The 23,444-nt window shown below is 71.1% G+C and carries 19 protein-coding genes; 8 read left to right on the forward strand and 11 right to left on the reverse strand.

Annotated features, from left to right (window positions below; all coding sequences use genetic code 11):
• Position 1: 1 nt before the first annotated feature.
• Both ACFVT2_RS02395 and ACFVT2_RS02400 read left to right on the forward strand, forming a co-directional pair.
• Positions 2–985, forward strand: coding sequence for an alpha-ketoacid dehydrogenase subunit beta (locus ACFVT2_RS02395; RefSeq protein ID WP_390011040.1), 984 nt, complete (start codon positions 2–4; stop codon positions 983–985).
• A gap of 20 nt (positions 986–1,005) precedes the next feature.
• The gene (locus tag ACFVT2_RS02400; protein ID WP_390011042.1) at positions 1,006–2,484 is read left to right on the forward strand and encodes a dihydrolipoamide acetyltransferase family protein; all 1,479 of its coding nucleotides are present in this window, start codon (positions 1,006–1,008) and stop codon (positions 2,482–2,484) included.
• 107 nt (positions 2,485–2,591) lie between these two features.
• On the opposite strand, the gene ACFVT2_RS02405 is transcribed toward ACFVT2_RS02400, so the two are convergent.
• Positions 2,592–2,768 (reverse strand): hypothetical protein, encoded by a 177-nt coding sequence (locus tag ACFVT2_RS02405; RefSeq protein WP_390011044.1) that lies wholly within the window; start codon positions 2,766–2,768, stop codon positions 2,592–2,594.
• A gap of 208 nt (positions 2,769–2,976) precedes the next feature.
• Between ACFVT2_RS02405 and ACFVT2_RS02410 the strand changes: the two genes are divergently transcribed.
• The 3 genes from ACFVT2_RS02410 to ACFVT2_RS02420 all read left to right on the forward strand — a co-directional run bounded on the left by ACFVT2_RS02410 (position 2,977) and on the right by ACFVT2_RS02420 (position 6,017).
• A complete protein-coding gene (locus ACFVT2_RS02410; protein WP_390011046.1) occupies positions 2,977–3,828 on the forward strand; it encodes a GNAT family N-acetyltransferase in 852 nt (283 codons plus the stop codon).
• Positions 3,829–3,963: 135 nt separating this feature from the next.
• On the forward strand, positions 3,964–4,656 hold the full coding sequence (locus tag ACFVT2_RS02415) for a GntR family transcriptional regulator (RefSeq protein WP_390011048.1): 693 nt from the start codon (positions 3,964–3,966) through the stop codon (positions 4,654–4,656).
• Complete coding sequence (locus ACFVT2_RS02420) at positions 4,653–6,017, forward strand: nitrate/nitrite transporter (protein WP_390011050.1); 1,365 nt, start codon at positions 4,653–4,655, stop codon at positions 6,015–6,017. The genes ACFVT2_RS02415 and ACFVT2_RS02420 overlap by 4 nt, the downstream gene beginning before the upstream one ends.
• On the opposite strand, the gene ACFVT2_RS02425 is transcribed toward ACFVT2_RS02420, so the two are convergent.
• The 3 genes from ACFVT2_RS02425 to ACFVT2_RS02435 all read right to left on the reverse strand — a co-directional run bounded on the left by ACFVT2_RS02425 (position 6,002) and on the right by ACFVT2_RS02435 (position 10,101).
• Complete coding sequence (locus ACFVT2_RS02425; protein WP_390011052.1) at positions 6,002–7,933, reverse strand: NACHT domain-containing protein; 1,932 nt, start codon at positions 7,931–7,933, stop codon at positions 6,002–6,004. The genes ACFVT2_RS02420 and ACFVT2_RS02425 overlap by 16 nt on opposite strands.
• A gap of 575 nt (positions 7,934–8,508) precedes the next feature.
• A complete protein-coding gene (locus ACFVT2_RS02430; RefSeq protein WP_390011054.1) occupies positions 8,509–9,333 on the reverse strand; it encodes a maleylpyruvate isomerase family mycothiol-dependent enzyme in 825 nt (274 codons plus the stop codon).
• Between the two features lie 237 nt (positions 9,334–9,570).
• Positions 9,571–10,101 carry an LURP-one-related/scramblase family protein gene (locus ACFVT2_RS02435; protein ID WP_100600712.1) on the reverse strand — a complete coding sequence of 177 codons (531 nt, stop codon included), beginning with the start codon at positions 10,099–10,101 and terminating at the stop codon, positions 9,571–9,573.
• A 64-nt stretch (positions 10,102–10,165) separates the two neighbouring features.
• Here ACFVT2_RS02435 and ACFVT2_RS02440 point away from each other — a divergent pair, with 64 nt between their 5' ends.
• Positions 10,166–11,992, forward strand: coding sequence for an NHL domain-containing thioredoxin family protein (locus ACFVT2_RS02440; protein ID WP_390011056.1), 1,827 nt, complete (start codon positions 10,166–10,168; stop codon positions 11,990–11,992).
• Between the two features lie 54 nt (positions 11,993–12,046).
• On the opposite strand, the gene ACFVT2_RS02445 is transcribed toward ACFVT2_RS02440, so the two are convergent.
• From ACFVT2_RS02445 to ACFVT2_RS02475, 7 genes are all read right to left on the reverse strand, one after another.
• Positions 12,047–12,697: a DUF4232 domain-containing protein gene (locus ACFVT2_RS02445; RefSeq protein WP_390011058.1), complete on the reverse strand. Its 651-nt coding sequence runs from the start codon at positions 12,695–12,697 to the stop codon at positions 12,047–12,049.
• A gap of 154 nt (positions 12,698–12,851) precedes the next feature.
• Positions 12,852–13,781, reverse strand: a complete 930-nt coding sequence (locus tag ACFVT2_RS02450) for a helix-turn-helix transcriptional regulator (RefSeq protein ID WP_390011060.1) — start codon at positions 13,779–13,781, stop codon at positions 12,852–12,854.
• 188 nt (positions 13,782–13,969) lie between these two features.
• Positions 13,970–14,866 carry a hypothetical protein gene (locus tag ACFVT2_RS02455; protein WP_390011062.1) on the reverse strand — a complete coding sequence of 299 codons (897 nt, stop codon included), beginning with the start codon at positions 14,864–14,866 and terminating at the stop codon, positions 13,970–13,972.
• Between the two features lie 349 nt (positions 14,867–15,215).
• Positions 15,216–16,046, reverse strand: coding sequence for a DUF4232 domain-containing protein (locus ACFVT2_RS02460; protein WP_390011063.1), 831 nt, complete (start codon positions 16,044–16,046; stop codon positions 15,216–15,218).
• A 159-nt stretch (positions 16,047–16,205) separates the two neighbouring features.
• A complete protein-coding gene (locus tag ACFVT2_RS02465) occupies positions 16,206–18,224 on the reverse strand; it encodes a BTAD domain-containing putative transcriptional regulator (protein ID WP_390011065.1) in 2,019 nt (672 codons plus the stop codon).
• A 1-nt stretch (position 18,225) separates the two neighbouring features.
• Positions 18,226–19,521 (reverse strand): M18 family aminopeptidase, encoded by a 1,296-nt coding sequence (locus ACFVT2_RS02470; RefSeq protein ID WP_390011066.1) that lies wholly within the window; start codon positions 19,519–19,521, stop codon positions 18,226–18,228.
• Positions 19,522–19,823: 302 nt separating this feature from the next.
• Positions 19,824–21,650 carry an acyl-CoA dehydrogenase gene (locus ACFVT2_RS02475; RefSeq protein ID WP_390011068.1) on the reverse strand — a complete coding sequence of 609 codons (1,827 nt, stop codon included), beginning with the start codon at positions 21,648–21,650 and terminating at the stop codon, positions 19,824–19,826.
• Between the two features lie 189 nt (positions 21,651–21,839).
• Here ACFVT2_RS02475 and ACFVT2_RS02480 point away from each other — a divergent pair, with 189 nt between their 5' ends.
• Complete coding sequence (locus ACFVT2_RS02480) at positions 21,840–22,310, forward strand: SseB family protein (protein ID WP_016571781.1); 471 nt, start codon at positions 21,840–21,842, stop codon at positions 22,308–22,310.
• A gap of 153 nt (positions 22,311–22,463) precedes the next feature.
• Positions 22,464–23,417, forward strand: a complete 954-nt coding sequence (locus ACFVT2_RS02485) for a pirin family protein (RefSeq protein ID WP_390011070.1) — start codon at positions 22,464–22,466, stop codon at positions 23,415–23,417.
• Positions 23,418–23,444: the final 27 nt, after the last annotated feature.

The raw sequence follows: 23,444 nt of genomic DNA on the forward strand, positions 1-23,444 counted from the left end.
CATGGCCGTCTTCGAGAAGATCACTATCGCCAAGGCGATCAACGCGTCGTTGCGCGCCTCCATGGAGGCCGACCCCAAGGTCCTCGTCATGGGTGAGGACGTCGGCAAGCTCGGCGGCGTCTTCCGGGTCACCGACGGACTCCAGAAGGACTTCGGCGAGGAGCGGGTGATCGACACCCCGCTCGCCGAGTCCGGCATCGTCGGCACCGCGATCGGCCTGGCCCTGCGTGGCTACCGCCCGGTCGTGGAGATCCAGTTCGACGGCTTCGTCTTCCCCGCCTACGACCAGATCGTCACCCAGCTCGCGAAGATGCACGCGCGGGCGCTGGGCAAGGTCAAGATGCCGGTCGTCATCCGCATCCCGTACGCGGGCGGCATCGGTGCCGTCGAGCACCACTCCGAGTCCCCCGAGGCGCTGTTCGCGCACGTCGCGGGCCTCAAGATCGTCTCTCCCTCGAACTCCTCCGACGCCTACTGGATGCTCCAGCAGGCCATTGCCGGGGACGACCCGGTCATCTACTTCGAGCCCAAGCGTCGCTACCACGACAAGTCGCGCCTGGACACCGAGTCGATCCCGGACCCGCTGCACAAGGCCCGGATCACCCGGACCGGCTCCGATCTCACGCTGGCCGCCTACGGTCCGATGGTGAAGGTCTGCGAGGACGTCGCCAAGGTCGCGGCCGAGGAGGGCAAGTCGGTCGAGGTCGTCGACCTGCGCTCGATCTCCCCGATCGACTTCGACACCGTGCAGTCCTCGGTGGAGAAGACCGGCCGGCTGGTCGTCGTCCACGAGGCGCCGGTCTTCTTCGGCTCGGGTGCGGAGATCGCCGCCCGGATCACCGAGCGCTGCTTCTACCACCTGGAGGCACCGGTGCTGCGGGTCGGCGGTTTCCACGCCCCGTATCCGCCGTCCAGGCTGGAGGACGAGTACCTTCCGGGACTGGACCGGGTGCTCGACGCCGTTGACCGTGCGTTGGCGTACTGAGGTTGAGGAGAGTCGTGACCATGACTGCAGGGACCGCCGGCGCCGCGAACGTGCAGCGCATCCGCGAGTTCAAGATGCCCGATGTGGGCGAGGGCCTGACCGAGGCCGAGATCCTCAAGTGGTACGTCAAGCCCGGTGACACCGTCACCGACGGCCAGGTCGTGTGCGAGGTCGAGACCGCCAAGGCCGCCGTGGAACTGCCCATTCCCTACGACGGGGTGGTGCACACGCTGAACTTCGACGAGGGCACCACCGTCGATGTCGGCACCGTGATCATCTCGGTCGACACCGACCCGGGTGCCGGGCCCGTCCAGGAGGGGCCCGGCGCCGCGACACCCGCCGAGGCGGTCGAGGAGGAAGCCGAGCCGCAGGGCCGGCAGGCGGTGCTGGTCGGCTACGGCGCCGCGCCGTCCTCGACCAAGCGCCGGGCGCGCAAGCCACAGCCAGGGGTGCCGGCTCAGTCGGAGCCGGTGACCGCCGGCCTCCAGGCGGAGCTGAACGGGCGGACCACGCCGGCTCCGGCGGCCACCCCGGTGGCCGTGCCCGTGGCGCCGGCCGTGCCCGCCGCCTCCGCTCCGGCCGCCGGGCGTCCGCTGGCCAAGCCCCCGGTCCGCAAGCTCGCCAAGGACCTGGGCATCGACCTCGCGACGGTCGCTCCGACCGGACCGGGCGGCGTCATCACCCGTGACGACGTCTACGCGGCCGCCGCACCGGCCGAGGCGGCACCGGCCGTCGCGCCTGCCGCACCCGCGCCGGCCGTCCCGACCGCGGCGGCCCCCGTCGCCGCCTTCGACGCGGCCCGCGAGCGGCGGGTGCCGGTCAAGGGCGTACGCAAGGCCACCGCTCAGGCGATGGTCGCCAGCGCCTTCACCGCGCCGCACGTCACGGAGTTCATCACCGTCGATGTGACGCGCACGATGAAGCTCGTCCAGGAGCTGAAGCAGGACCCGGACCTGGCGGGGCTGCGGGTCAATCCGCTGCTGCTGGTCGCCAAGGCGTTCCTGGTCGCCATCAGGCGGCACCCGGAGGTCAACGCCGCCTGGGACGAGGCGAATCAGGAGATCGTCTACAAGGACTACATCAACCTCGGGATCGCCGCGGCCACCCCGCGCGGTCTGATCGTCCCGAACATCAAGGACGCGGGCGCCAAGACGCTCCCCCAGCTCGCCACGGAGCTGGGCGAGCTGGTGGCCACCGCCCGCGAGGGCAAGACCTCCCCGGCGGCGATGTCCGGCGGCACGGTCACCATCACCAATGTCGGCGTCTTCGGGGTCGACACCGGTACGCCGATCCTCAACCCGGGGGAGTCGGCGATCCTCGCCGTAGGTGCGATCAAGCTCCAGCCGTGGGTCCACAAGGGCAAGGTCAAGCCGCGCCAGGTCACCACCCTCGCGCTCTCCTTCGACCACCGGCTGATCGACGGTGAGCTGGGTTCCAAGCTGCTCGCGGATATCGCAGCGGTCCTGGAGCGGCCCAAGCGGCTGATCACCTGGGGCTGAGCCGGCGGGACTGACCGTCCGGGCAGGTGCCCAGCACGGCAGCAGGGGCGGTGTTTCACGTGAAACGGTCGGTGAGTTTCACGTGAAACACCGCCCTTGGTCGTTCCTCAGCCGCGGATGAGTTCGACCACGCGGCTGAAGTGCGCCACCGGGCCGGTCGGGGCGGACGGATCGGCCTGGGCGGCGCCACGGGTCAGTGCGGCGCCCGCCCATACGGTGGCGACGATCAGGGCCAGCACGACGGCGTTGCGGGTGCGGCGGCCGGTGTGCGTCCTGGACTGCATGGTCAACTCCCCTTGGCCGGCGGGCCGTATCGGTTCCGTGCCTCCATTCACCCATGGGATTCCGGCCCGATCCGTACGCGTCAGGTACGGACTCGCGTACGCCTTGAGTCGGACCACGGGTCCCTCCGGGGACCCCCTTCCGAGCGGGGGCGGGCGCCGGCCGGGAATGGGTTTGCCGCCGTCGGCCCGGCTGTTTACGGTCGGCGAAATGAGCAGTCACACAGTCATCCGGCGCTATCGGGACGCAGATCAGGACGCGGTGTGCGACCTGTGGACCAGGGCGTCGCAGCACGCGCATCCGTTCATCGAGGGAGAAGGCGAGGGGGAGCGGGCCCGGGTCCTGCGCGAGGTGTACCTCGTCCAGGCGGAGAACTGGGTCGCCGAGCGCGAGGGTGCCGTCATCGGGCTGCTCGGCCTGCTGAGCGGCGCCGACGACGGTGTCGAGATCGGCGGGCTGTTCGTGGCGCCGGAGGCGCAGGGCGGCGGTACCGGCGGGAAGCTGGTGGAGCACGCGGCCGCGCGGTACGGCGCGCTGAGCCTTGAGGTCTTCGAGGAGAACGCCCGGGCCCGGCGGTTCTACGCGCGCCTGGGCTTCACGGAGCGCGGGCGGCGGATCGACGAGCAGACCGGCCACCCGCTGATCGCCGTGGAACGCGAGGCGCCGCTGCGATCGGTGTCCTGGCTGCACGTGCGCGACGGGCGGTTGCTGAGCGTCCGGACGCGGGGGAACGACACCTTCTACCTCCCCGGCGGCAAGTACGAGCCGGGGGAGACCGCGCGTGAGGCGCTCTCCCGGGAGCTCTCCGAGGAGCTCGGCCTGCGCATCCCCGCGGACGAGCTGTCGGAGGAGTTCGTCGTCCACGACGTCGCGCACGGCAAGAACGGGCGGCGGCTGCACATGACCTGTTTCACCGGCGGCCCCCAGGACATCGAGCCGGCTCCCGACCGGGAGATCGCCGAATACGCGTGGTTCGACCGCCAGGAGTCCCGTGAGCGCTGTGCGCCCGCTCACCGGCAGGTGGTGGACCACCTGGTCGCGCAGGGGCTGATGTCGGCCTGAGCGACGGTCGGTCGGCGCCCCTCCGGGGGCCCGGCCGACCCCTCATAACGCCTCTACCAGGACAAACGCCCCGTTGATCGTCCGTATCGCGGAACGGCGTATCGGTCGCATACTTGTTGTATCTATCCTGTGCGCATGCCATCAGCGCCCATGCCCACCGCCCTCACAAGGGAGACCGGTCCCGTTCCCGCCAAACAGCCGCCCGCCGCCGAGCGGGTCTACACCCACATCAAGGACGCCGTCCTGGAGCGCCGCTACGAGGGCGGGATGCTGCTCACCGAAGGGGAGCTCGCCGACGCGGTGGGGGTCTCGCGCACCCCGGTGCGTGAGGCGCTGCTGCGGCTGGAGGTCGAAGGGCTGATCAGGCTCTACCCGAAGAAGGGCGCGCTGGTCCTGCCGGTCTCCGCACAGGAGATCGCCGACGTCGTCGAGACCCGGCTGCTGGTGGAGAAGCACGCGGCGGGCAAGGCCGTGCCCGCCGGCGAGGCGCTGATCAACGAGCTGAGCGAACTGGTCGAGACCATGCGGGAGCAGGCCGCGGCGGGTGACCTGGCCGCCGTGTCGGTCACCGACCGCGCCTTCCACGCCGCCATCGTGCGCAGTGCCGGCAACCAGATCCTGGACCGGCTCTACGAGCAACTGCGCGACCGGCAGCTGCGGATGGGCGTCGCGGTGATGCATGCCCACCCCGACCGGATCGCCAAGAACATCGCCGAGCACACCGAAATCCTTGAGGCGCTGCGGGCCGGTGACGCCGAGGCCGCCACCGACGCCGTACAGCGGCACGTCAGCTGGGTCCGCAATCTCGCGCAGGGGGAAGATCGATGAGTGCCGGTGCCGACGGTGCCGCCGGAAGCGGCAGTCCCGCCGGCGGCGGCATAGACGGGGGCGGTGTCCGGCTGCTGCCCTCGGACCCGCCCGGCGGCCGGAAGGCCGTAGCCGTATGGGGCATCGGTGTCGCGGTCTACTTCGTCGCGATCACCTACCGCACCAGCCTCGGTGTGGCCGGCCTGGACGCCGCACACCGCTTCCACATCAACGCCTCCGCGCTGTCCACCTTCTCGATCCTGCAACTGCTGGTCTACGCGGGCATGCAGATACCCGTCGGCCTGCTGGTCGACCGGCTGGGCGCGAAGAAGGTCCTGACCCTCGGCGTGGTGCTCTACACCGCGGGCCAGTTCGGCTTCGCGTTCTCGGACTCGTACGGCATGGCGCTCGGCTCGCGGGCGCTGCTGGGCTGCGGTGACGCGATGACGTTCATCAGCGTGCTGCGGCTGGGCTCCCGGTGGTTCCCGGCCCGCCGCGGCCCGATGATCGCGCAGATCGCCGCCCTGGTCGGCATGGCGGGCAACCTGATCTCCACCCTCGTCCTGGCCCGGCTGCTGCACACCTTCGGCTGGACGACGACCTTCGCCGGCAGCGCCCTGGGCGGTATCGCCGTGCTGGTCCTGCTGCTGCTCTTCCTCAAGGACCACCCCGAGGGTTTCGCCCCGCCTCCCGCGCCCCGCGAGCACGGCGGCGCCGCGTTCGTCCGCGGGCAGATCGCGGCCGCCTGGCGTGAGCCCGGCACCCGGCTGGGCATGTGGGTGCACTTCACCACGCAGTTCCCGGCGATGGTGTTCCTGCTGCTGTGGGGCCTGCCGTTCCTCGTGGAGGCGCAGGGCCTCTCCCGCGGCACGGCCGGTGAACTGCTGACCCTCGTCGTGCTCTCCAACATGGCCGTGGGCCTGGTCTTCGGGCAGATCATCGCCCGCCACCACGCGGCCCGGACGCCGCTGGCGCTGGGCACCGTCGCGGCCACCGCCCTGCTGTGGGCGCTCACCCTTTGCTGGCCCGCCGCACACGCGCCCATGGGGCTGCTGATCGTGCTCTGTGTGGTGCTGGGTGCCTGCGGCCCCGCTTCGATGATCGGCTTCGACTTCGCCCGGCCGGCCAATCCGCCGGAGCGCCAGGGCACCGCGTCCGGCATCGTCAACATGGGGGGCTTCACCGCCTCGATGACCACGCTGCTCGCGGTCGGCATCCTGCTCGACGCCACCGGCGACAACTACCGGATCGCCTTCGCCTCGGTCTTCGTGCTGGAGGCGCTCGGGGTCTCGCAGATCCTCCGGCTGCGGCGGCGTGCGGCCACGCGCGAGCGGGAGCGGCTGGTCGTCAGCAGGGTCGAGGCCGTTCACGTCCCGGTCTGAGGGCCGCCGCCGGTGTTCTCGACGGACGCACCCTCGGGGGCGGCGCCGTCCGTGGCGTCCGCCGCTTCCTCCGCACCGTTGCCGTCGGTATCCCCGTCCACCGCCTCCCGGTGACGGGGATGCCGCGACGCCAGGTGTTCCTTCAGCCGGCCATGTCGGAATTGGTGGAGCGAGCCGGCCTGTCGCAGTACCCCCAGCGTGTGGGCGTCCGCGCAGAACGGCATCAGCCGCCAGGGCAGCCGGCACCGCACCGCGAGCAGGCCCACACTGAGCGCGTACTGCACCCAGACGGATCGGGCGAGGACGAAGAGCAGCACCGTCAGGCCCAGCAGCGCGGTCAGCGCCCGCGTCGGCGGGCTGGCCTCGATCAGCGTCCACACCGCGGCATTGGCGAGCAGGCCGCTGGTCAGGGCGAAGACCGCGCTCTGGACGCCCCGCCGGCGCGCGCTCTTCAGGACCGAGCCGGGCGACGACGCCATGTCGACCTGTGGCGGCGGCGCCGACAGCAGAGCGTGGACGAAGACCAGGACACCGATGCCCAACACGACGAGCAGCAGCAACGCAAGGTGCTCGCCGATCGGGGCGAAGGACAGCGGCTCGTACCGCGGGAGTTCGGCCGCGTTCACGGGCATCAGCTGATAGTCGTGGCTGCCGCCGGTGCTGAACGGGTCCTGGTCCACGAGCTGGTAGCACGTGCCGTCGATGACCTGGTAGCACTGCGACGCCGTCTTGTTGGTGATGTTGATGAAGAAGATGGCCAGTGCCGTCAGGCCGACCGCCACCGCCACCAGCACCGTCGACCCCAGCACGCACCCGGCGAACACCCCCAGGTGTCGCAACGCCCGCCGGAGCTTGCCCGGTGGCTCCTCCTGCGTCTCCCAGACCTTCTCCATACCGGACTCGTGGGTGAGCGGGAGGACGCCCAGCGTGCCGACGGCCAGGGCCGCGAGGCCGAGCCCCGCCACCGTCCAGAGGCCGAGCGCGTCGGGGGCGAGCGCCCGGAAGAGGACGAGGGCGGAGGCGCACCAGAAGACCGTCATGGCCAGCCAGAGGTAAGCGAGGCTCGGCTTCAGCACGCTGCCGGGCAGCTGCCACCACGCCAGGTCATCGCCGTCGGCGCGATGCGCCAGCTCCGTCAGCCAGCGCTCCGCGGCCTCCGCGGGCCAGGCGCGAACGGGCCGGCCCGGGCCGTCGACGTCACCGGCGGGTGTGCCGGCGCCGTCGAAGGCAGCCGGTATGACGCCGTCCAGCAGATGCCGTTCCAGGGTCGCGGCATCCGGGAAGTCGTCCTCGTTGAGCAGCGTGTCGGCATCGGTGCCGCCGCGGCCGTACTGGGAACGCAGCAAGGTGACCATCAGCGGATTGCTCAGTACCGCGGTCATGCCGGGCCGCCGGCTCAGCTCTGTCAGGACGGCCCGCCAGCGGTCGGCCGGCGGACCTCCCTCGAAGGCGCCCAGGAAGTCGGTGACGGCCGGCAGCGGCACCGGCTCCGCCTCCACCACCAGCGCCTGCGTGACGCCACTGCCGTCCGCGACGACCTCCCGGAACTCGCGGGCGCGGCAGGTGAGGACGATCGGATCCGCACCGTCGAAGGCCCTGTCGATCTCCGGCAGGGCGGCGGCGCGGTGTGCCGGTGCGATCTCGTCCAGACCGTCCAGGACCGGCAGGACGCGGCCGGCCGTGACCAACTCCTCAGCGGTCGCCCTGCCCGACAGAGCCATCCGGTAGTCCTCGCCGATCCGTCGTATCAGCCAGTCACGCAACGCCTCCTCGTGCGGATTCCAGGAGGCGAGCGTGAGCATCACCGGGACGACGCGCGGGCGCGGATCGGCGAGCAGCGCCAGGATGAGCCGCATCGCCAGGGTCGTCTTCCCCGCACCCGGCGCGCCCAGCAGCACCATCCGCGGGATGTCCATCTCCCGGAATCTGGCGAGCAGTTGGTGGAGGGGGTCGGGAGGGGGTTCGGTTTCACGTGAAACGGCCAGGGGTGTTTCACGTGAAACGACGCGGGGTGTTTCACGTGAAACCGCGGCATCTGTTTCACGTGAAACCGCGGAGGTCGTTTCACGTGAAACGGGTAACTCCCTGCTGACTCTCCAGCCGACGGGCAGCGGCTCGGGCAGGTGGAGGCCACGCTTACGGGTTTCCTCACGCCACTGCCTGTGTACCGCCTGCGCCAGAGCCTCCGCCGCGGAGTCGATCGGGGCAGGCGTGAGCACCTGCGTCCGGTGGAGGTGGATGGTCTGGCCTTGGTAGACGTCGTGTGCCTGGATGTTCCGGGCACTGTTCCAGACCCCGCCGCTCCCCGGGCCGTCTCCGGCTCCGGGCTGACCGTCCCCCGCGTTCATGGTCCCCTCCGCGACCTCTCGCCGGCCGCAGTCGAAGCCCCGCCGGGCCCGCTGCCGCCTGTGGGGCCCAGCAGGCCCTCAGCTCCTCGTGAGACGCCCCGTCAGGGCCGCCGGCTCCTTCCGGAATGCCGTTGCGGAGGGCGTCACGGCGTTACGGCGAAGTTGTCGAGGATGGCCTCGGCCAGCTCCCGGTCACCGTCGATCTTGATCTGCTCGGCGAGCGCCGCCGGTCGGACCCGGCCGCAGGCCAGTTGGTGGAAGGCGTCCCACTCCATCGCCAGCGTCACCGTCGGACCGAGCGAGACACTGCCGTCGATGGTGGCCTTCCCCTCGTCGTCGACCCGGACGGTCCGCATGAACTCCACCGGGCCGCTGATGTCGAAGACCACCGCCGAACGGGCCGGTGCCTTGGCCCTGTTGGTGACGATGCCGGGCAGTACCCGCACCAGCAGATCGCGGGTCACCAACGCACCGGGCGAGTCGAGGTTGCCGGGCTTGCCGAGCGCCCGGCGCAGGTCCTGCTCATGCGCCCAGACGTCGAACGTCCGCTGCTCCAGGACGAATTCCAGGGTGCGCTCCTCGCCGAGCGGGCTGCGCACCACGGCGTCCGGCTGGCGGGTCTCGTTCCGCAGCTGCCGGGAGCGCCGGATGATGGTGTATTCGAGCTCGCTGAGCATCTCCGGCGCGGTGTGGTGCCGACGGACGTCCACCTGGACCTCCATCCGGCGGGCCGACTCGCTGCGCACGTGGTAGAGGTCGCGGGGCAGCGTGTGGATCGGCCGGGGGTCGCCCAGCATCTCGCATTCCAGGCCGATGACGTGGGAGACGATGTCACGCACGGACCAACCTGGGAGGTCCGTCGCCCTGTTCCACTCGCCCTCGACGAGCGGCGTCACCAGCTCGGTTATCGCTTCTATGGAATGCGTCCAGGCATCGATGGAGGACTGAAGGCTGGGATGGACGGTCACGGGACCCCTCGAACGGTTCGTACGCGGGCTGCTGTCTGGCAGTTAAGTTACGCTGCGCACCGGCACCCCGGCAGTGCTTTCGGGTGACCATCGTAGGCGGATGTTTGACGGCGGGGCCGTTCGAAAGCGTTGCCGGTGGTACTGTGCGCGATTCGCCGCTCCCGATTGGTACGGACTCGGCGAAACCGGCCAATTCCCGTGCACTGCGAGGAGTTTGGCCGGTACGTCCGGCGCGCCTCAGTCGTCCTCCCGCTCCCGCTCCGCCATCCGGATCACGGATACCGCGACGGCGATCAGCAGTGCCGGGTCCGCGTCCTCCCGTACGACATTGACCGCGTACGTGTCGCGGACGGTCAGCCACCGTCGTGAGATCTCGGCGAGCAGTTCACCGTCGTACTCGACCGCGAACTCCCGGTCGAAGATCTTGCCGCTGACGTCCAGCTCGGTGCCGTCGACCAGCTCGACGCGGTAGTGGTGGCGCAGTAGCGACAGCCGCTTGCGCTTGATCGTGGCCAGCGGCTGGTCGTCCCGCTCGATGGTCATCGCATCGCGCAGGCTGAACATCTTCTTGCGGATGGTGATCAGCACCCGCCGCTCGGTGTCCTTGAGCTCGAAGGTCTCCCGCAGCCGCAGCGCCTTCCCGTCCACGAGGAAGGCGTGCCGTCCGTGATCGTCGTCGACCCAGTAGTCCTCGCCGATGCCGAAGATCCGGTCGTGCACGAAGTACTTGCGGGAGCGAGGGGGGTGTCCCTCGTGGGATTGCAGCATGGGTGACGTGTTCCCCATGCCCCCTGTGGAATGCGTGCGCACCGGAGTGACGTTGAATGTCCACATGGCTTCACGTACGCGCGTCCGGGCCCCCGAGCTGATCGGCAAGGGCGGTTGGCTCAACACCGGCGGAAACGACCTCACCCTCCCCGACCTGCGAGGACGCATTGTCATCCTCGATTTCTGGACGTTCTGCTGTGTGAACTGTCTGCACGTCCTGGACGAGCTGCGGGAGCTGGAGGAGCGCCACCGCGACTCGGTCGTGATCATCGGCGTGCACTCCCCGAAGTTCGTGCACGAGGCCGACCACCAGGCCGTCGTCGACGCCGTCGAGCGGTACGGCGTCGAGCACCCCGTCCTCGACGACCCCGAGCTGGCGACCTGGAAGCAGTACGCGGTGCGGGCCTGGCCGACGCTGGTGGTGATCGACCCCGAGGGCTACGTCGTGGCCCAGCACGCGGGTGAGGGCCATGCGCACGCCATCGAGAAGCTCGTCGAGGAGCTGATCGCCGAGCACACCGCGAAGGGCACGCTGCGGCGCGGCGACGGCCCCTACGTTCCGCCGGAGCCGGTCGCCACCGACCTCCGCTTCCCCGGCAAGGCGGTGCGACTGCCCGGCGGCACCTTCCTCGTCTCCGACACCACCCGGCACCAGCTGGTGGAGCTGGCGGCCGACGGTGAGCAGGTGCTGCGCCGGATCGGGACCGGCGAGCGCGGGCTGGGCCCGGACACCTTCAACGAGCCGCAGGGGCTGGCGCTGCTGCCCGACGGCACGGTCGCCGTCGCGGACACCGTCAACCACGCCGTCCGGGTCTTCGACCCCGAAACCGGCGCCCTGGAGACCGTGGCCGGTACCGGCAAGCAGTGGTGGCAGGGCTCGCCGACCGCGGGCCCGGCACGCGAGGTGGACCTCTCCTCGCCATGGGACCTCTCCTGGTGGCAGGACCGGCTGTGGATCGCGATGGCCGGGGTCCACCAGATCTGGACCTACGACCCGGCCGACGGCACGGTGGCGGTGGCGGCCGGCACCACCAATGAGGGCCTTGTGGACGGCCCCGCGGAGGAGGCGTGGTTCGCCCAGCCCTCCGGGCTCGCGGCGGCCGGCGACCGGCTGTGGATCGCCGACTCGGAGACCAGCGCGGTGCGCTGGATCGAGCGGGAGACGAACGGCGAGGCGGACGCCCCGGGGGACGGCTACGTGGTCCGCACGGCCGTCGGCACCGGACTCTTCGACTTCGGGCACCGCGACGGCGCCGCCGAGCAGGCCCTGCTCCAGCATCCGCTGGGCGTGACCGCGCTCCCCGACGGCTCGGTCGCCATCGCGGACACCTACAACCACGCACTGCGCCGCTACGACCCGGCGACCGGTGCGGTGACCACGCTCGCCACCGACCTGCGGGAACCCTCCGCGGCGGTCCTCGCCGACGACGACATCGTGGTGGTGGAGTCCGCGCGGCACCGGCTGACCCGGCTCCGGCTGCCCGAGGAGGCGGTTCGGGTCGAGTCGGTGGCCCACCGCACCCAGCGGGCCGCGACCGACATCGCCGGCGGCACGCTCCGGCTGGACGTGGTCTTCCAGGCCCCGGCCGGGCAGAAGCTCGACACCCGCTACGGCCCCTCGACGCGGCTGCTGGTCAGCGCCACGCCGCCGGAGCTGCTCGCCGACGGGGCGGGCGCGGGCACCGACCTGGCGCGCGACCTGGCCCTCGCGGACGGTGTGACCGAGGGCGTGCTGCACGTCTCGGCGATGGCCGCGTCCTGCGACGACGACCCGGACATCGAGTACCCGGCCTGCCATGTGCACCAGCAGGACTGGGGCGTTCCGATCCGGATCACCGAGGGCGGCGCGGCCCGGCTGGGGCTCGTGCTGGCGGGGCTGGACGCGGAGTAGCCCCGGCCGGTGCCGGGGCTACGCGTGCGGACCGCGGGAGGCCGGCGGTCGGGGTCAGTTGCCGACGCCGGCTTCCCGCTCGGCCGCGGTGAGGGTGCTGTACCAGTTGGTGACCTTGCTCTGGCCGACGGAGATCGTGGCGTACTTCGCCGCGAAGTCGTACGTCACGGGCTGCTCGGTGGTCCGGGAACCCTTGGACCGGCCCATGAATTGGACGGCCACGTTCTTCTGCTTGGTGCCCAGGGCGGCGGGGGTGGTGGTCGGGATGACCGCGTAGGCGGTGCGGTGCGGGCGGAGGGTGACGAGCTGGCCAGAGCCGGGCTTCACCATCGGCAGCGGGGTCTTCCCCTGGTTGAAGGACAGCAGCGGTGCGTCGTACAGCGTGCAGCTCAGCCTGCTGGAGGCGTTCTCGTACCGCACGGTCACATACCCCTTGGGGCCCGACTGCTGGCCGAAGTGGAGTCGGGCGGTGGTGAGGTTGCAGTTCGACACGTGACGGCGGGCCGCCGCGCCGGCGCCCACTCCCGCCGCTGCGGCGCCACCACCGATGATCTTGCGCTTCTTGCTCTTGGAGGACGAGGAAGACGAGCTCTTCTTCGACTTCGAGGAGTTGCTGTTGCAGCCGGTCAGGGCGAGCGATCCGGCCAGGCCGAGGGCCAGCGCGGCGTACGCGGCGGAGCGGCGACGGGTGCGGCGTGCGGTCATGGAAGGTTCCCCCAGTGAGGTACTGCGGACAGCGAGGCGGCTATGTCATGGCACGGCCACGCTAGCGACTGCCGCTCCCGGGGCCAGGGCGGGTACGTTCCGCACGGCCCCCGGCTCGTCTTTCCCCGGCACGGACGGCTAAACCCGGGCCTGATCAGTTCGGGCACCGGGGCAGGCCGTCGTCGAGCTGTTCGGGCCGGACGCGGATGCCCGGCATCCAGGCCGGCCCGCCGCCGTGGTCGACCCGGAACCAGATGCTGCTGTGCCCGCCCGCCTCATCGGTGACGGTGAGCCCGTCGGCGATCTTGCAGACGGCGTGCAGCTCATCGCCGTGCCAGACGTGGCCCACGACATTGGGCCGCAGGTACGGCGCATAGGGGTCGCGCGCCAGCCCGAGCGCGCAGTAGTCGGTGCGACTGTGCTGGCAGGCCCGTTCGACGTTGTTCACGGTGATCCGGGCGGATCCGGTGGCCGGTCCCGCGCCCGATGCGGCCGGCGCTCGGCCGGCGCCGCTCCCGTCCACCCGGCCGCCGGTGTCCGGGCCGGTCAGCGCCACAACGGCGAACGCGGCCCCGGCGAGGACGGCGGCGGTGCCGAGCCCGGCGAGCACCAGCCGCAGCCGGCGCCGTCCCGGCGCTACGTCCCGTGGTTCGGCGCCTTCCGCACCTTCCGCACCTTCCGTGCCCTCCGCACCTTCTGGTTCCTCCGGCTCTGCCGACCCCTGCCCGGCCCCGGTGGGGGACTCCTGAGCGGGCGCCGGCGCTTCGTCCGCCGCCTCCTGGGCGTGGTGCAGCAGTTCCACCAGCGCGGGCAGCCGGTCCTCGCCCGTGAAGGAGAGCTTGCACCACTGCACCAGCAGCCGCTCGTCGGGCAGGCTCTGGCCGCGCAGATAGCGCGAGAGGGACGAGCGGCTGGCCGGCAGCCGCCCCGCCAGCTCCTGGAGGCTGTAGCCCAGTTCGCCGTGCATGCGGCGTAGCGCGGAGACAAAGTCCCGGACGGGACCGGAGAGTTCGGCCGGGAGCGGGGCCAGTGGTTTGCGTCGGATGTTCGTGGCGTGGTTCTCATGGCCAGGCACGTCTCGCATTCCAGCACAGTGGACATGCGCGTGCGAGGGGCACTTCCGCTCCCCTGTGACGGAAGTGCCCCTCGTTACGCGATCCGGAACGAACCCGGACCGTTCGGTGACGTTTCACGTGAAACAGCGCGCTGCGGCCCGGTGGATTCCGAGCCGGATCAGCTGGACGTGCCCCGCCCCCTGCTCGCCGGCGCCGTTCAGTCGGCGAACGCCACGGGTCGATACGGCTTGAACTCGGCGTCGCCGCCCGGCAGGCCGTAGGTCAGGCTCCGGTGGTCGGTGCCGTGGCCACCGCGCTGCTCGAAGGCGGTGTACGAGGAATGCGCGGCGTCGTTCCACTTCTCGAAGATGACGACGTGCCGGTTGTTGTTGTCCCCCGTCGCGTCGATGAGCAGGTCGCCGCCCTTCAACTCGCCGAGTGGGAGGGGCCGGGTGAGACCGCGATCGGTGGCCAGGCCCACGGTGTTGGTGCCCGGCGTCGGCAGCCGGAGGGCCATCGCCACGTAGCCGGAGCAGTCCTGCCGGTAACCGTCCTTCCAGACCGTGGCCTGGCTGTACGGGACCTGCGCCCCGTTGTCGGCGGTCAGCCAGGTGGCGGCGCGCGCCAACATCTCCTGGCGCGAGACGCCGGGCTGCGGCGGCGGCCCGCCCTGGACCGGTATGCCCGGCAGCCGGTCCTGCGGGATGGCCACCGCGACCACGGTGACGAATCCGCTGACCGGCCCGGTGATGTGGGCGATGTAGCTCGAACAGGCGCTGCCCTCGCACACCCGACGGCCGGTGTCCACCTGGTAGTCGGCGGTGATCCGGTCCTTCCCCGGCGCGTACGCGTTGATCATCCCGACGGCGGGGGAGCGGGTGTCGGCGTCGGCGTGCACCACCCAACGGGTACCCCAGGTGGGGAAGTCGGCGGCAGCGGTCCGCTGCGCCCCACCGGCGGCGCCGTGCGCGACCCCGGCGATCCCGGTGATGCCGAGACCCGCCGCGGCGACCGCGGGAAGCACCCGTCGCAGCAGCGTCCGGCGGAACGCGGATCCCATGCCCGGCACGAGGGTTGTGCGGTCCCCCGGTTGCGTGGTGCCGTGTTCCTCCATGCCGTGCCCCTCCGCGTCATCGGTCCGTGGCGCCGTCCGCGGGATCACCTCGCGACGACGGAGACCATGGTGGGACGGGCCCCGGCCGGTGGGCGGCCGCTCCCCGAACCGTGGGATGCGCTTTCCGGCTCACAAGGCTGTGACCTGTTGGGACGTGCCGGACGGCCGGTGTTTTCGGGACACCGGCAGGTGCCTGCTGGGACATGACGGGACAGACCGCGGGCGACCCGGCGGCTGCATCGTCCGCTGCGTGAGGGGGATGGCGGCAGAAGGAAAAGGGCGCCCGCCGGGGGAATCGCGGGCGCCCTGCTTTAGGGGTGGTGGGTCGTCGTCCAGGTGACGACCCGGATCACCAGGAGGCCGCGTCGTTCGGGTCGGCCTGCCAGTACGACACCCGCACGCCGTCGTCGATGTACGACGAGCCGCCCGGGAGCCCGACGTTCGCCGAGCCGCCGACGCTCCCCTGGCCGTCGCGGCCGGCGAGGCTGACGGAGAGCGAGGTCGCGTTGTGGCCGTGCTCGGCACCGTCGGCGAGGGACAGCAGCACGCTGGCGTAGCCCGACTCCCCCGGCGCCAGGGTGACCACGGCCTGCGGCTTGCTGTCCGGCATCTCGGCCACCGCCGCTTGGGCCTGGTCGAACTGCAGGTAGGGGTAGGCGTAGAGGTCGCAGGTGGCGCCGGAGGTGTTGGTGGCCTGTAGCAGCAGATGGTTGATCGGACGGGTCAGCGGCTTCGCCACGGTGCGGATCTTCGCGGCGTTGCAGGCGGTGCGCCGGGCACCGGATCCCCGGCCCCCGCCGGCAGTGGACGGGTGCGAACCGCCCGTCGAACTCTGCTTCCCGCCATGGGGCGCGCTTTCCGCGGCGGTGGTGTTGTCCTTGCCGTCCTTGCTGCCCTTGCCGTCCTTACCGCTCTTCCCCGCCGTACCGCCGTCGCCCTTGTCCGCCCCGGTGGTGTTGCCCTGCCCGTTCTGCGTGCCGTTGGCCGCCGGGTCCTTGGCGTCCTGGGGGGCCGGGTTGAACGGCTTGGCGTCGCTGGTCTTGAGCGGGTTGTCCTGGCCGCCGCAGGCGGTGAGGGTGAGCGCGGCGACCGCGGTCAGCCCGGCCGCGGCGATCCGCAGCGTACGGCGGCGGACCGAGCGGGGGGTACGGGCGGCGCTGGTGGCGTCGGTGCGTGGCATATCCGATCTCCCCCGGTCGGCGGGGCGCGGTGGCGCGCCCCGCGGTCCGGCCCGGCACGTTCGGCCCGGCCTGTCCTGCGGTCTGTCCACAAGGTTGCCGACCGCCGCTGCCGTACCACTAACGCCTGCCTAACGCGGGCGCCCCCGTCGTGGCGGAGCTCAGCCGGCCCCGCCACCCGGGCGTCCGCCCGACCCGCCCGACCCGCCGGGTTCCGTTCCGTCGCCGCCCTCCGGCCGTCGGGCGCCCTCCCCGCCCTCGTCCCGGGCGAACAGCTGGGTCAGGGCGCTGATCGTGTAGACATCGGTGGCCTCTTCGTCCACCAGGTGCATCTCCGCGAGCCGTTCGAGCCCGTCTTGGGTGCGCTCCTGGTCGTACCCGGCGAGCGCCGCCGCCGCTGACGCATTGAGATGCCCGTCGGGACTGTTCGCCAACGCCCGGAGCAGTCGGGCGTCGTCCGCGGACAGCCGGGCGACGGACACCCGGAGCGCCGCCGCTATCCCGGTGTCCTCCGCCGACAGCAGTGCCAGCCGCCGCCGCTCATCGCGCAGCGCCGAGGCCAGCCGGGCCAGCCGCCAGCGCGGCCGGGCGGTCAGCTGCGCCGCCGCGGCCCGGAGCGCCAGCGGCAATCCGTCGCACAGGTCCACCAGTTCCCGGGCCGCGGCCGGGTCCTCCGCGACCCGTTCCGACCCGAGCATGGCGCCGAGCAGTGCCGCGCCCTCCTCGTGGCCGAGGGCCTGGAGGCCCACCGGCCGGGCGCAGTCCGTGGCGACCAGACCGTCGAGCCGGCTGCGGCTGGTGACGACCGTGGCGCAGTGCGGGCCACCGGGCAGCAGCGGCCGTACCTGCGCCGAACTCCGCGCATTGTCCAGGACGACCAGCAGCCGTCGTTCGGCGACCAGCGAGCGGAACAGCGCCGAGGCGGCCTGAGCGGAGCTGGGCACCCGCTCCGGCGGTGTGCCGAGCGCCTGGAGGAAGTCACGCAGGATCTCGGCCGGTGCCGCCTCATCGCCCCCGCCGAAGCCGCGCAGGTCGGCGAAGAGCTGACCGTCGGGGAAGGCGCCGGCGTGCAGATGCGCCCACTGCACCGCGTACGCGGTCTTGCCGACCCCGGCCGGGCCCGCGACGACCGCCAGCGGGCTCTCCTCGGACGTACGGTCCGTCAACACATGGGTCAGGGCGTTCAGTTCGGCCTCGCGACCCAGGAATCGGGCGGGCGGTCTGGGGAGCAGCCGGGGCGCCGCACCGGCCCCGCCTCGGCCGGTCCCGTCCTGGCCGCCTTGTGCACTCGCCCTCGTGCCCGTCGCGCCGGCCCCGTCCGTGCCCCCGTCGTCGGAGGGCTGCGTGCCGCCGCCATGTTTCACGTGAAACGCGCGCCCGTCGGCCGGGGCGCCCGTGGCCCCGCGCGCCGGCTCCGCGGCCTTCCGGTCGCCGTCGGTGGCCTCCGCCCGCAGGATCTCCTCGTACGCCGACCGCAGTCGCTCGCCCGGATCGACGCCCAGTTCCTCGCTGAGCAGCCGTCGGGTGCGGTGGTACCACTCCAGCGCATCGGACTGCCGCCCGGTCCGGAACAGCGCCCGCATCAGCGCGGCGATCAGCCCTTCCCGCAACGGGTGGTTGACGGCCGCGGAGTACAGCACGGCCGCGGCTTGTTCGTGCTCACCGAGCGCGCCGTACGCCCGGGCCAGCGCCTCGACGGCGGACAGCCTGCGCTCCTCCAGGGCGTGCGCGGCGGCCGCGAACGGCGGGCTGGTGACCGTGCCGGTCAGTGCGGGCCCGCGCCACAGCCCCAGCGCCTCGCGCAGCAGCGGGACCGCATCGGCCGGTGCCGCCTCCGGGCGGGCCAGCGTGGCCAGTTCACCGAACCGGTGGGCGTCGATCAGCTCCTCCGGCATCCGCAGCAGATAGGCCGAGCCATGGGTGGCCAGCTCGATGCCGTACGCCTCGGCGCCGCCCGTGGCCAGCGTGGCGCGCAGCCGCGAGACGTGCCCCTGTACGACCGTCCGGGCGTGCTCGGGTGGTTCGTCCTCCCACAGGGAGTCGATCAACTGCTCCAGTGGGACGGTGGTGTTGGGCTGCAGAAGCAGCAGTGCCAGCACACTGCGCCGTTTGGCGGGCCCGAGCGGCAGCTCATGGGAGCCGCTCGTCACGGAGATCGGGCCGAGCAGTGAGAATTCCAACTCAGCTCTCCAGGAATGCTGTCAGGGCGTTCGCCAGCAGGTACGGGTCCTGGGCGCCGCACAGCTCGCGCGCCGAGTGCATGGACAGGATCGCGACACCGATGTCGACGGTCTGGATGCCGTGTCGGGCCGCGGTGATCGGGCCGATCGTGGTGCCGCACGGCATCGCGTTGTGTGACACGAAGGATTGCCAGGGCACCCCGGCCCGTTCGCAGGCCGCGGCGAACACCGCCCGCCCGCTGCCGTCGGTCGCGTACCGCTGGTTGACGTTGACCTTGAGGATCGGCCCGCCGTTGGGCATCGGGTGGTGCCCTGGCTCGTGCCGGTCGCTGTAGTTGGGGTGCACGGCGTGCCCGGTGTCCGACGACAGGCAGATGGTGCCGGCGAAGGCCCGCGCCCGGTCCTCGTACGTGCCGCCGCGGGCGAAGACCGAACGTTCCAGCACCGTGCCGAGCAGCGGGCCGTCGGCGCCGGTGTCCGACTGGCTGCCGTTCTCCTCGTGGTCGAAGGCGGCCAGCACCGGGATGCTGGTCGACTGGCCGCCGGCGGTGGCCGCCGCGGTGAGCGCGGCCGTACCGGCGTGCACGGACAGCAGGTTGTCCATCCGCGGCCCGGCGACCAGTTCGCGGTCGCGCCCGAGGTAGGCGGGCGCTTCCACGCTGTGCACCATCAGGTCCCAGCCCTTGATGTCCTCGGCCAGGACCCCGATCTCCTCGGCCACGAACGCGATCAGATCGCCCTCGGCGACCTCGCCCAGGCCCCAGATCGGCGTCATGTGGCGCTGCTTGTCGAGCTTGAGGCCCTCGACGTTCACCGACCGGTCCAGGTGCACGGCCAGCTGCGGCACCCGCAGCAGCGGCCGGTCCACGGTGACCAGCCGGGTGCTGCCGTCGCTCAGCGTCACCCGGCCGCTGAGCCCCAGGTCGCGGTCGAGCCAGGTGTTGAGCAGCGTGCCGCCGTAGATCTCGACGGCGATCTGCCGCCAGCCGCGGGCGCCGGTGTCCGGGATCGGTTTGACGCGGAGGTTGGGGGAGTCGGTGTGCGCCCCGACGATGCGGTACGGGGTCGCCGGGCTCGCGCCCTCGGGCACGTACCAGGCGATGATCGCGCCGCCGCGCAGCACGTACTTGCCGCCGCTCTGGCCGTCCCACTCGTCGGTCTCCGCCACCTGTCGGAAGCCGGCCTTCTCCAGCCGCTCCGCCGCGTTCGCCACCGCGTGGTACGGCGAGGGGCTGGCGGCGAGGAAGGACATCAAGTCGTCGGTGTGGCCGCGGTCGAAGCGGGCGGAGTTGGTCATGGATTCAGCATAAGGAGCCAACTCCGCTCTTCCGGGTGCCCTTGGGGTGCGACTCCATTGCCTTCCGGCCACGATTTCCCCATTCCAGAGCGGAGGCGCCGACGAAACGAGTGATTTCCGGTCCACCCAGGCCCTACGGGAAGCGGTGGGCCGTCCGCACCATCCGCCCCAGCATGACGATGCCCGCCTCCCCGGGGGAAGGGAGGCGGGCACCATCAGTGTGAGCAGTGATTCTGAGAGGTTCCTGAGAACCCGGTGACGGTCCGGGAACAGGTCCCGGACCGTCAGGACTCAGCGTGGGCTCAGAACGCGGCCTCGTCGAGCTCCATCAGGGACTGGTCGATCGACTCGGCCAGGGAGCGCTGGAGCGCGACGCCCGGCAGGACGTTGTGCGCGAAGAACTTCGCGGCGGCGATCTTGCCGGCGTAGAACGACTTGTCCTTCGACGACGCATCGGGCAGCTTCTCGGCCGCCACCGCGGCGCCCTTGAGGAGCAGGTAGCCGACGACGACGTCACCGGAGGCCAGCAGGAGGCGGGTGGTGTTCAGGCCGACCTTGTAGATGGACTTGACGTCCTTCTCCGTGGCGGCCAGGTCGGTCAGCATGGCGCCGACGATCGCCTCAAGGGACTCGGCGGCCTTGGCCAGCTCGCCGCGGGCCTGCTCCAGCTCGGCGCCGCCCTCGGCGTCGGCCAGGAACTTCTTGATGGCCCCCGCCAGCTGGGTCAGCGCCGCGCCCTGGTTGCGGACGATCTTCCGGAAGAAGAAGTCCTGCCCCTGGATGGCGGTGGTGCCCTCGTAGAGGGTGTCGATCTTGGAGTCCCGGATGTACTGCTCGATCGGGTACTCCTGGAGGTAGCCGGAGCCACCGAAGGTCTGCAGCGACTGGGCCAGCTGCTCGTAGGACTTCTCCGAGCCGTAGCCCTTGACGATCGGCAGCAGCAGGTCGTTCAGCGCGTGCACGGCGGAGGCGTCCTCGCCGGCGGCCTCCTTGACCAGGATCTCGTCCTGGACGGTGGCGGTGTACAGCACCAGGGCGCGCATCCCCTCGGCGTACGCCTTCTGCGTCATCAGCGAGCGGCGCACGTCGGGGTGGTGGGTGATGCTGACGCGCGGCGCGGCCTTGTCGGTGAACGCGGCCAGATCCGCGCCCTGCACGCGCTCCTTGGCGTACTCCAGGGCGTTGAGGTAGCCGGTGGAGAGGGTGGCTATCGCCTTGGTGCCGACCATCATCCGCGCGAACTCGATGATCCGGAACATCTGGCGGATGCCGTCGTGCTTCTCGCCGATGAGCCAGCCCTTGGCGGGGTGGCGGTCGCCGAAGGTCATCTCGCAGGTGTTGGACGCCTTGAGGCCCATCTTGTGCTCGACGTTGGTGGCGTAGACGCCGTTCCGCTCGCCCAGCTCGCCGGTCTCGAAGTCGAACTCGTACTTCGGCACGAGGAAGAGGGAGAGGCCCTTGGTGCCGGGGCCGTGGCCCTCGGGGCGGGCGAGGACGTAGTGGAGGATGTTGTCCGCCATGTCGTGCTCACCGGACGTGATGAAGCGCTTCACGCCCTCGATGTGCCAGGAGCCGTCCTCCTGCTTGACGGCCTTGGTGCGGCCGGCGCCGACGTCCGAGCCGGCGTCGGGCTCGGTCAGCACCATGGTGGAGCCCCAGCCCTTCTCCGTGGCGAGCTTCGCGATGTGCTTCTGCTGCTCGGTGCCCTCCTCGAAGAGCACACCGGCGAAGGCCGGGCCGGAGGCGTACATCCACACCGCCGGGTTCGAGCCCAGGATGGACTCGGCGAAGGCCCACAGCAGCGAGCGCGGCGTGGTGGTGCCGCCGATCTCCTCCGGGATGCCCAGGCGCCACCACTCGGCGTCCATGTACGCCTGGTAGCTCTTCTTGAAGCTGTCCGGGACCGGCGCGGTGTTGGTGTCCGGGTCGAAGACCGGGGGGTTCCGGTCGGCGTCGGCGTACGAGTCGGCCAGCTCGTTCTCCGACAGCCGGGCGATCTCGGACAGCACGCTCTTGGCGGTGTCGACGTCCATCTCCGCGAACGGTCCGGTGCCGTACACGCTGTCACGGCCGAACACCTCGAAGAGGTTGAACTCGATGTCGCGGAGATTCGACTTGTAGTGCCCCATGGGTACGGCTCCGTAAGGGTTCGGGAGGGCCTCGTACGAGGAAGACCTCGATGCGAGGGATGGACCTCGATACGCAATACCAGCAAGTAGCTACGATGATGCTACCCATCAGTAATAAGAAGCAACCCCTAACGGCCGATCTGTGACGAGCGTCCCCCACGCGACCCCCGAATCAGTACGCTGTGGCGCATGTACGGCTACGACCAGAACGCGGGCGCCGGGCAGCAGTACGGAGCGCCGCCCCCGCCGCAGCAACCGGCCCCCGGGGGCTACGGCGAGCAGCCGCTGTATCCCGAGCCGTCCCCGCCCTCCCTCGCCGACGCGGTGCGCGCCTTCACCACCGGTTCGATGTCGGCCGAGGACTTCCAGGGCATCTTCTCGACGTCCAAGGTCTACTGCCCGCGCGGTGACAACCCCGGCTTCCTGGCGCTGCACAACACCCAGCAGCCGGTCATCCCGATGTTCACCTCGCTCAAGGAGCTGCGCCGGTACGCCGGCAAGGAGTCCAAGTACTTCGTGATCACCGGCGCCGAGGTGCTCGACCTGCTGCCGACCGGCTACGGGTTCGTCCTCGACATGGAGGGTGACCACCGGATGGTCTTCGACGCCAAGGCCGTGGAGCAGATGGTCGACTTCGCCATGCGCCGCATGTACGGCTGACGCTTCTCCCCGGGGCGGCCCGTGCTTGCCCCGCTGTCTCCTGTCTGACCTGCGGAAACACCGGTAGAGCAGAAGCGGGAATGTCGCACGCCTTGCAAGTTGTTCAGCTTTCAACTAACTTGATTGAAGCGCGAACGACCAAGGAGGCCCGTCATGCCTGCTGTGACCGTAGAGAATCCGCTGACCCTGCCGAAGGTGGCCGCACCCGCCGGGGCGCGCACCCGGCCTGTGCTGGCCGTCGCCACCGCCCCGAGCGGTTTCGAGGGCGAGGGCTTCCCGGTGCGCCGTGCCTTCGCCGGGATCGACTACAAGCACCTCGACCCGTTCATCATGATGGATCAGATGGGCGAGGTGGAGTACGCGCCCGGAGAGCCCAAGGGCACCCCCTGGCACCCGCACCGCGGCTTCGAGACCGTGACGTATCTGATCGACGGCACGTTCGTGCACCGTGACTCGCACGGTGGCGGCGGGGTCATCAACGGCGGCGACACCCAGTGGATGACGGCGGGCTCCGGTCTGCTGCACATCGAGGCGCCGCCGGAGTCGCTGGTCATGTCGGGCGGCCTCTTCCACGGCCTCCAGCTGTGGGTGAACCTCCCGAAGAGCGACAAGATGATGGCGCCGCGCTACCAGGACATCGGTGGCGGCCAGGTCAAGCTGCTGACCTCCGCAGACGGCGGTGCGCTGCTGCGGCTGATCGCCGGTGACATCGACGGCCATCAGGGACCGGGCATCACCCACACCCCGATCACGATGATGCATCTGACGGTGAGCCCGGGTGCTCAGGTGACGCTGCCCTGGCGTACGGACTTCAACGGTCTCGCCTACGCCCTGGCCGGCAGTGGCACGGCCGGCCCGGAGGGCCGCCCGTTCCATATGGGCCAGGTGGTGGTCTTTGGAGAGGGAGACGCGCTCACGATCCGGGCCGATGAGAGCCAGGAGTCGCGCAGCCCCAACTTCGAGGTGGTGCTGCTGGGCGGGCTGCCGATCCGCGAGCCGATGATGCACTACGGACCGTTCGTCATGAACACCCACGCCGAACTGGCCCAGGCCTTCGAGGACTTCCAGGCCGGCCGGCTGGGGACGATTCCCGCCGACGCGCTTTGAGCGGCCGCCGAAGGCGGGATCGCGGGG

Source organism: Streptomyces sp. NPDC058000, from assembly GCF_042886435.1.
Lineage (GTDB): Bacteria > Actinomycetota > Actinomycetes > Streptomycetales > Streptomycetaceae > Streptomyces.

Coding starts and splice junctions, on each gene's coding strand:
- ACFVT2_RS02425 (WP_390011052.1), bottom strand. CDS start 7,933: ATGGACATCCCGCGGATGGTGCTGCTGGGCGCGCCGGGTGCGGGGAAG.
- ACFVT2_RS02420 (WP_390011050.1), top strand. CDS start 4,653: ATGAGTGCCGGTGCCGACGGTGCCGCCGGAAGCGGCAGTCCCGCCGGC.
- ACFVT2_RS02460 (WP_390011063.1), bottom strand. CDS start 16,046: ATGCCACGCACCGACGCCACCAGCGCCGCCCGTACCCCCCGCTCGGTC.
- ACFVT2_RS02410 (WP_390011046.1), top strand. CDS start 2,977: ATGAGCAGTCACACAGTCATCCGGCGCTATCGGGACGCAGATCAGGAC.
- ACFVT2_RS02395 (WP_390011040.1), top strand. CDS start 2: ATGGCCGTCTTCGAGAAGATCACTATCGCCAAGGCGATCAACGCGTCG.
- ACFVT2_RS02445 (WP_390011058.1), bottom strand. CDS start 12,697: ATGACCGCACGCCGCACCCGTCGCCGCTCCGCCGCGTACGCCGCGCTG.
- ACFVT2_RS02485 (WP_390011070.1), top strand. CDS start 22,464: ATGCCTGCTGTGACCGTAGAGAATCCGCTGACCCTGCCGAAGGTGGCC.
- ACFVT2_RS02475 (WP_390011068.1), bottom strand. CDS start 21,650: ATGGGGCACTACAAGTCGAATCTCCGCGACATCGAGTTCAACCTCTTC.
- ACFVT2_RS02400 (WP_390011042.1), top strand. CDS start 1,006: ATGACTGCAGGGACCGCCGGCGCCGCGAACGTGCAGCGCATCCGCGAG.
- ACFVT2_RS02470 (WP_390011066.1), bottom strand. CDS start 19,521: ATGACCAACTCCGCCCGCTTCGACCGCGGCCACACCGACGACTTGATG.
- ACFVT2_RS02415 (WP_390011048.1), top strand. CDS start 3,964: ATGCCATCAGCGCCCATGCCCACCGCCCTCACAAGGGAGACCGGTCCC.
- ACFVT2_RS02455 (WP_390011062.1), bottom strand. CDS start 14,866: ATGGAGGAACACGGCACCACGCAACCGGGGGACCGCACAACCCTCGTG.
- ACFVT2_RS02480 (WP_016571781.1), top strand. CDS start 21,840: ATGTACGGCTACGACCAGAACGCGGGCGCCGGGCAGCAGTACGGAGCG.
- ACFVT2_RS02440 (WP_390011056.1), top strand. CDS start 10,166: ATGGCTTCACGTACGCGCGTCCGGGCCCCCGAGCTGATCGGCAAGGGC.
- ACFVT2_RS02435 (WP_100600712.1), bottom strand. CDS start 10,101: ATGCTGCAATCCCACGAGGGACACCCCCCTCGCTCCCGCAAGTACTTC.
- ACFVT2_RS02405 (WP_390011044.1), bottom strand. CDS start 2,768: ATGCAGTCCAGGACGCACACCGGCCGCCGCACCCGCAACGCCGTCGTG.
- ACFVT2_RS02450 (WP_390011060.1), bottom strand. CDS start 13,781: ATGCGAGACGTGCCTGGCCATGAGAACCACGCCACGAACATCCGACGC.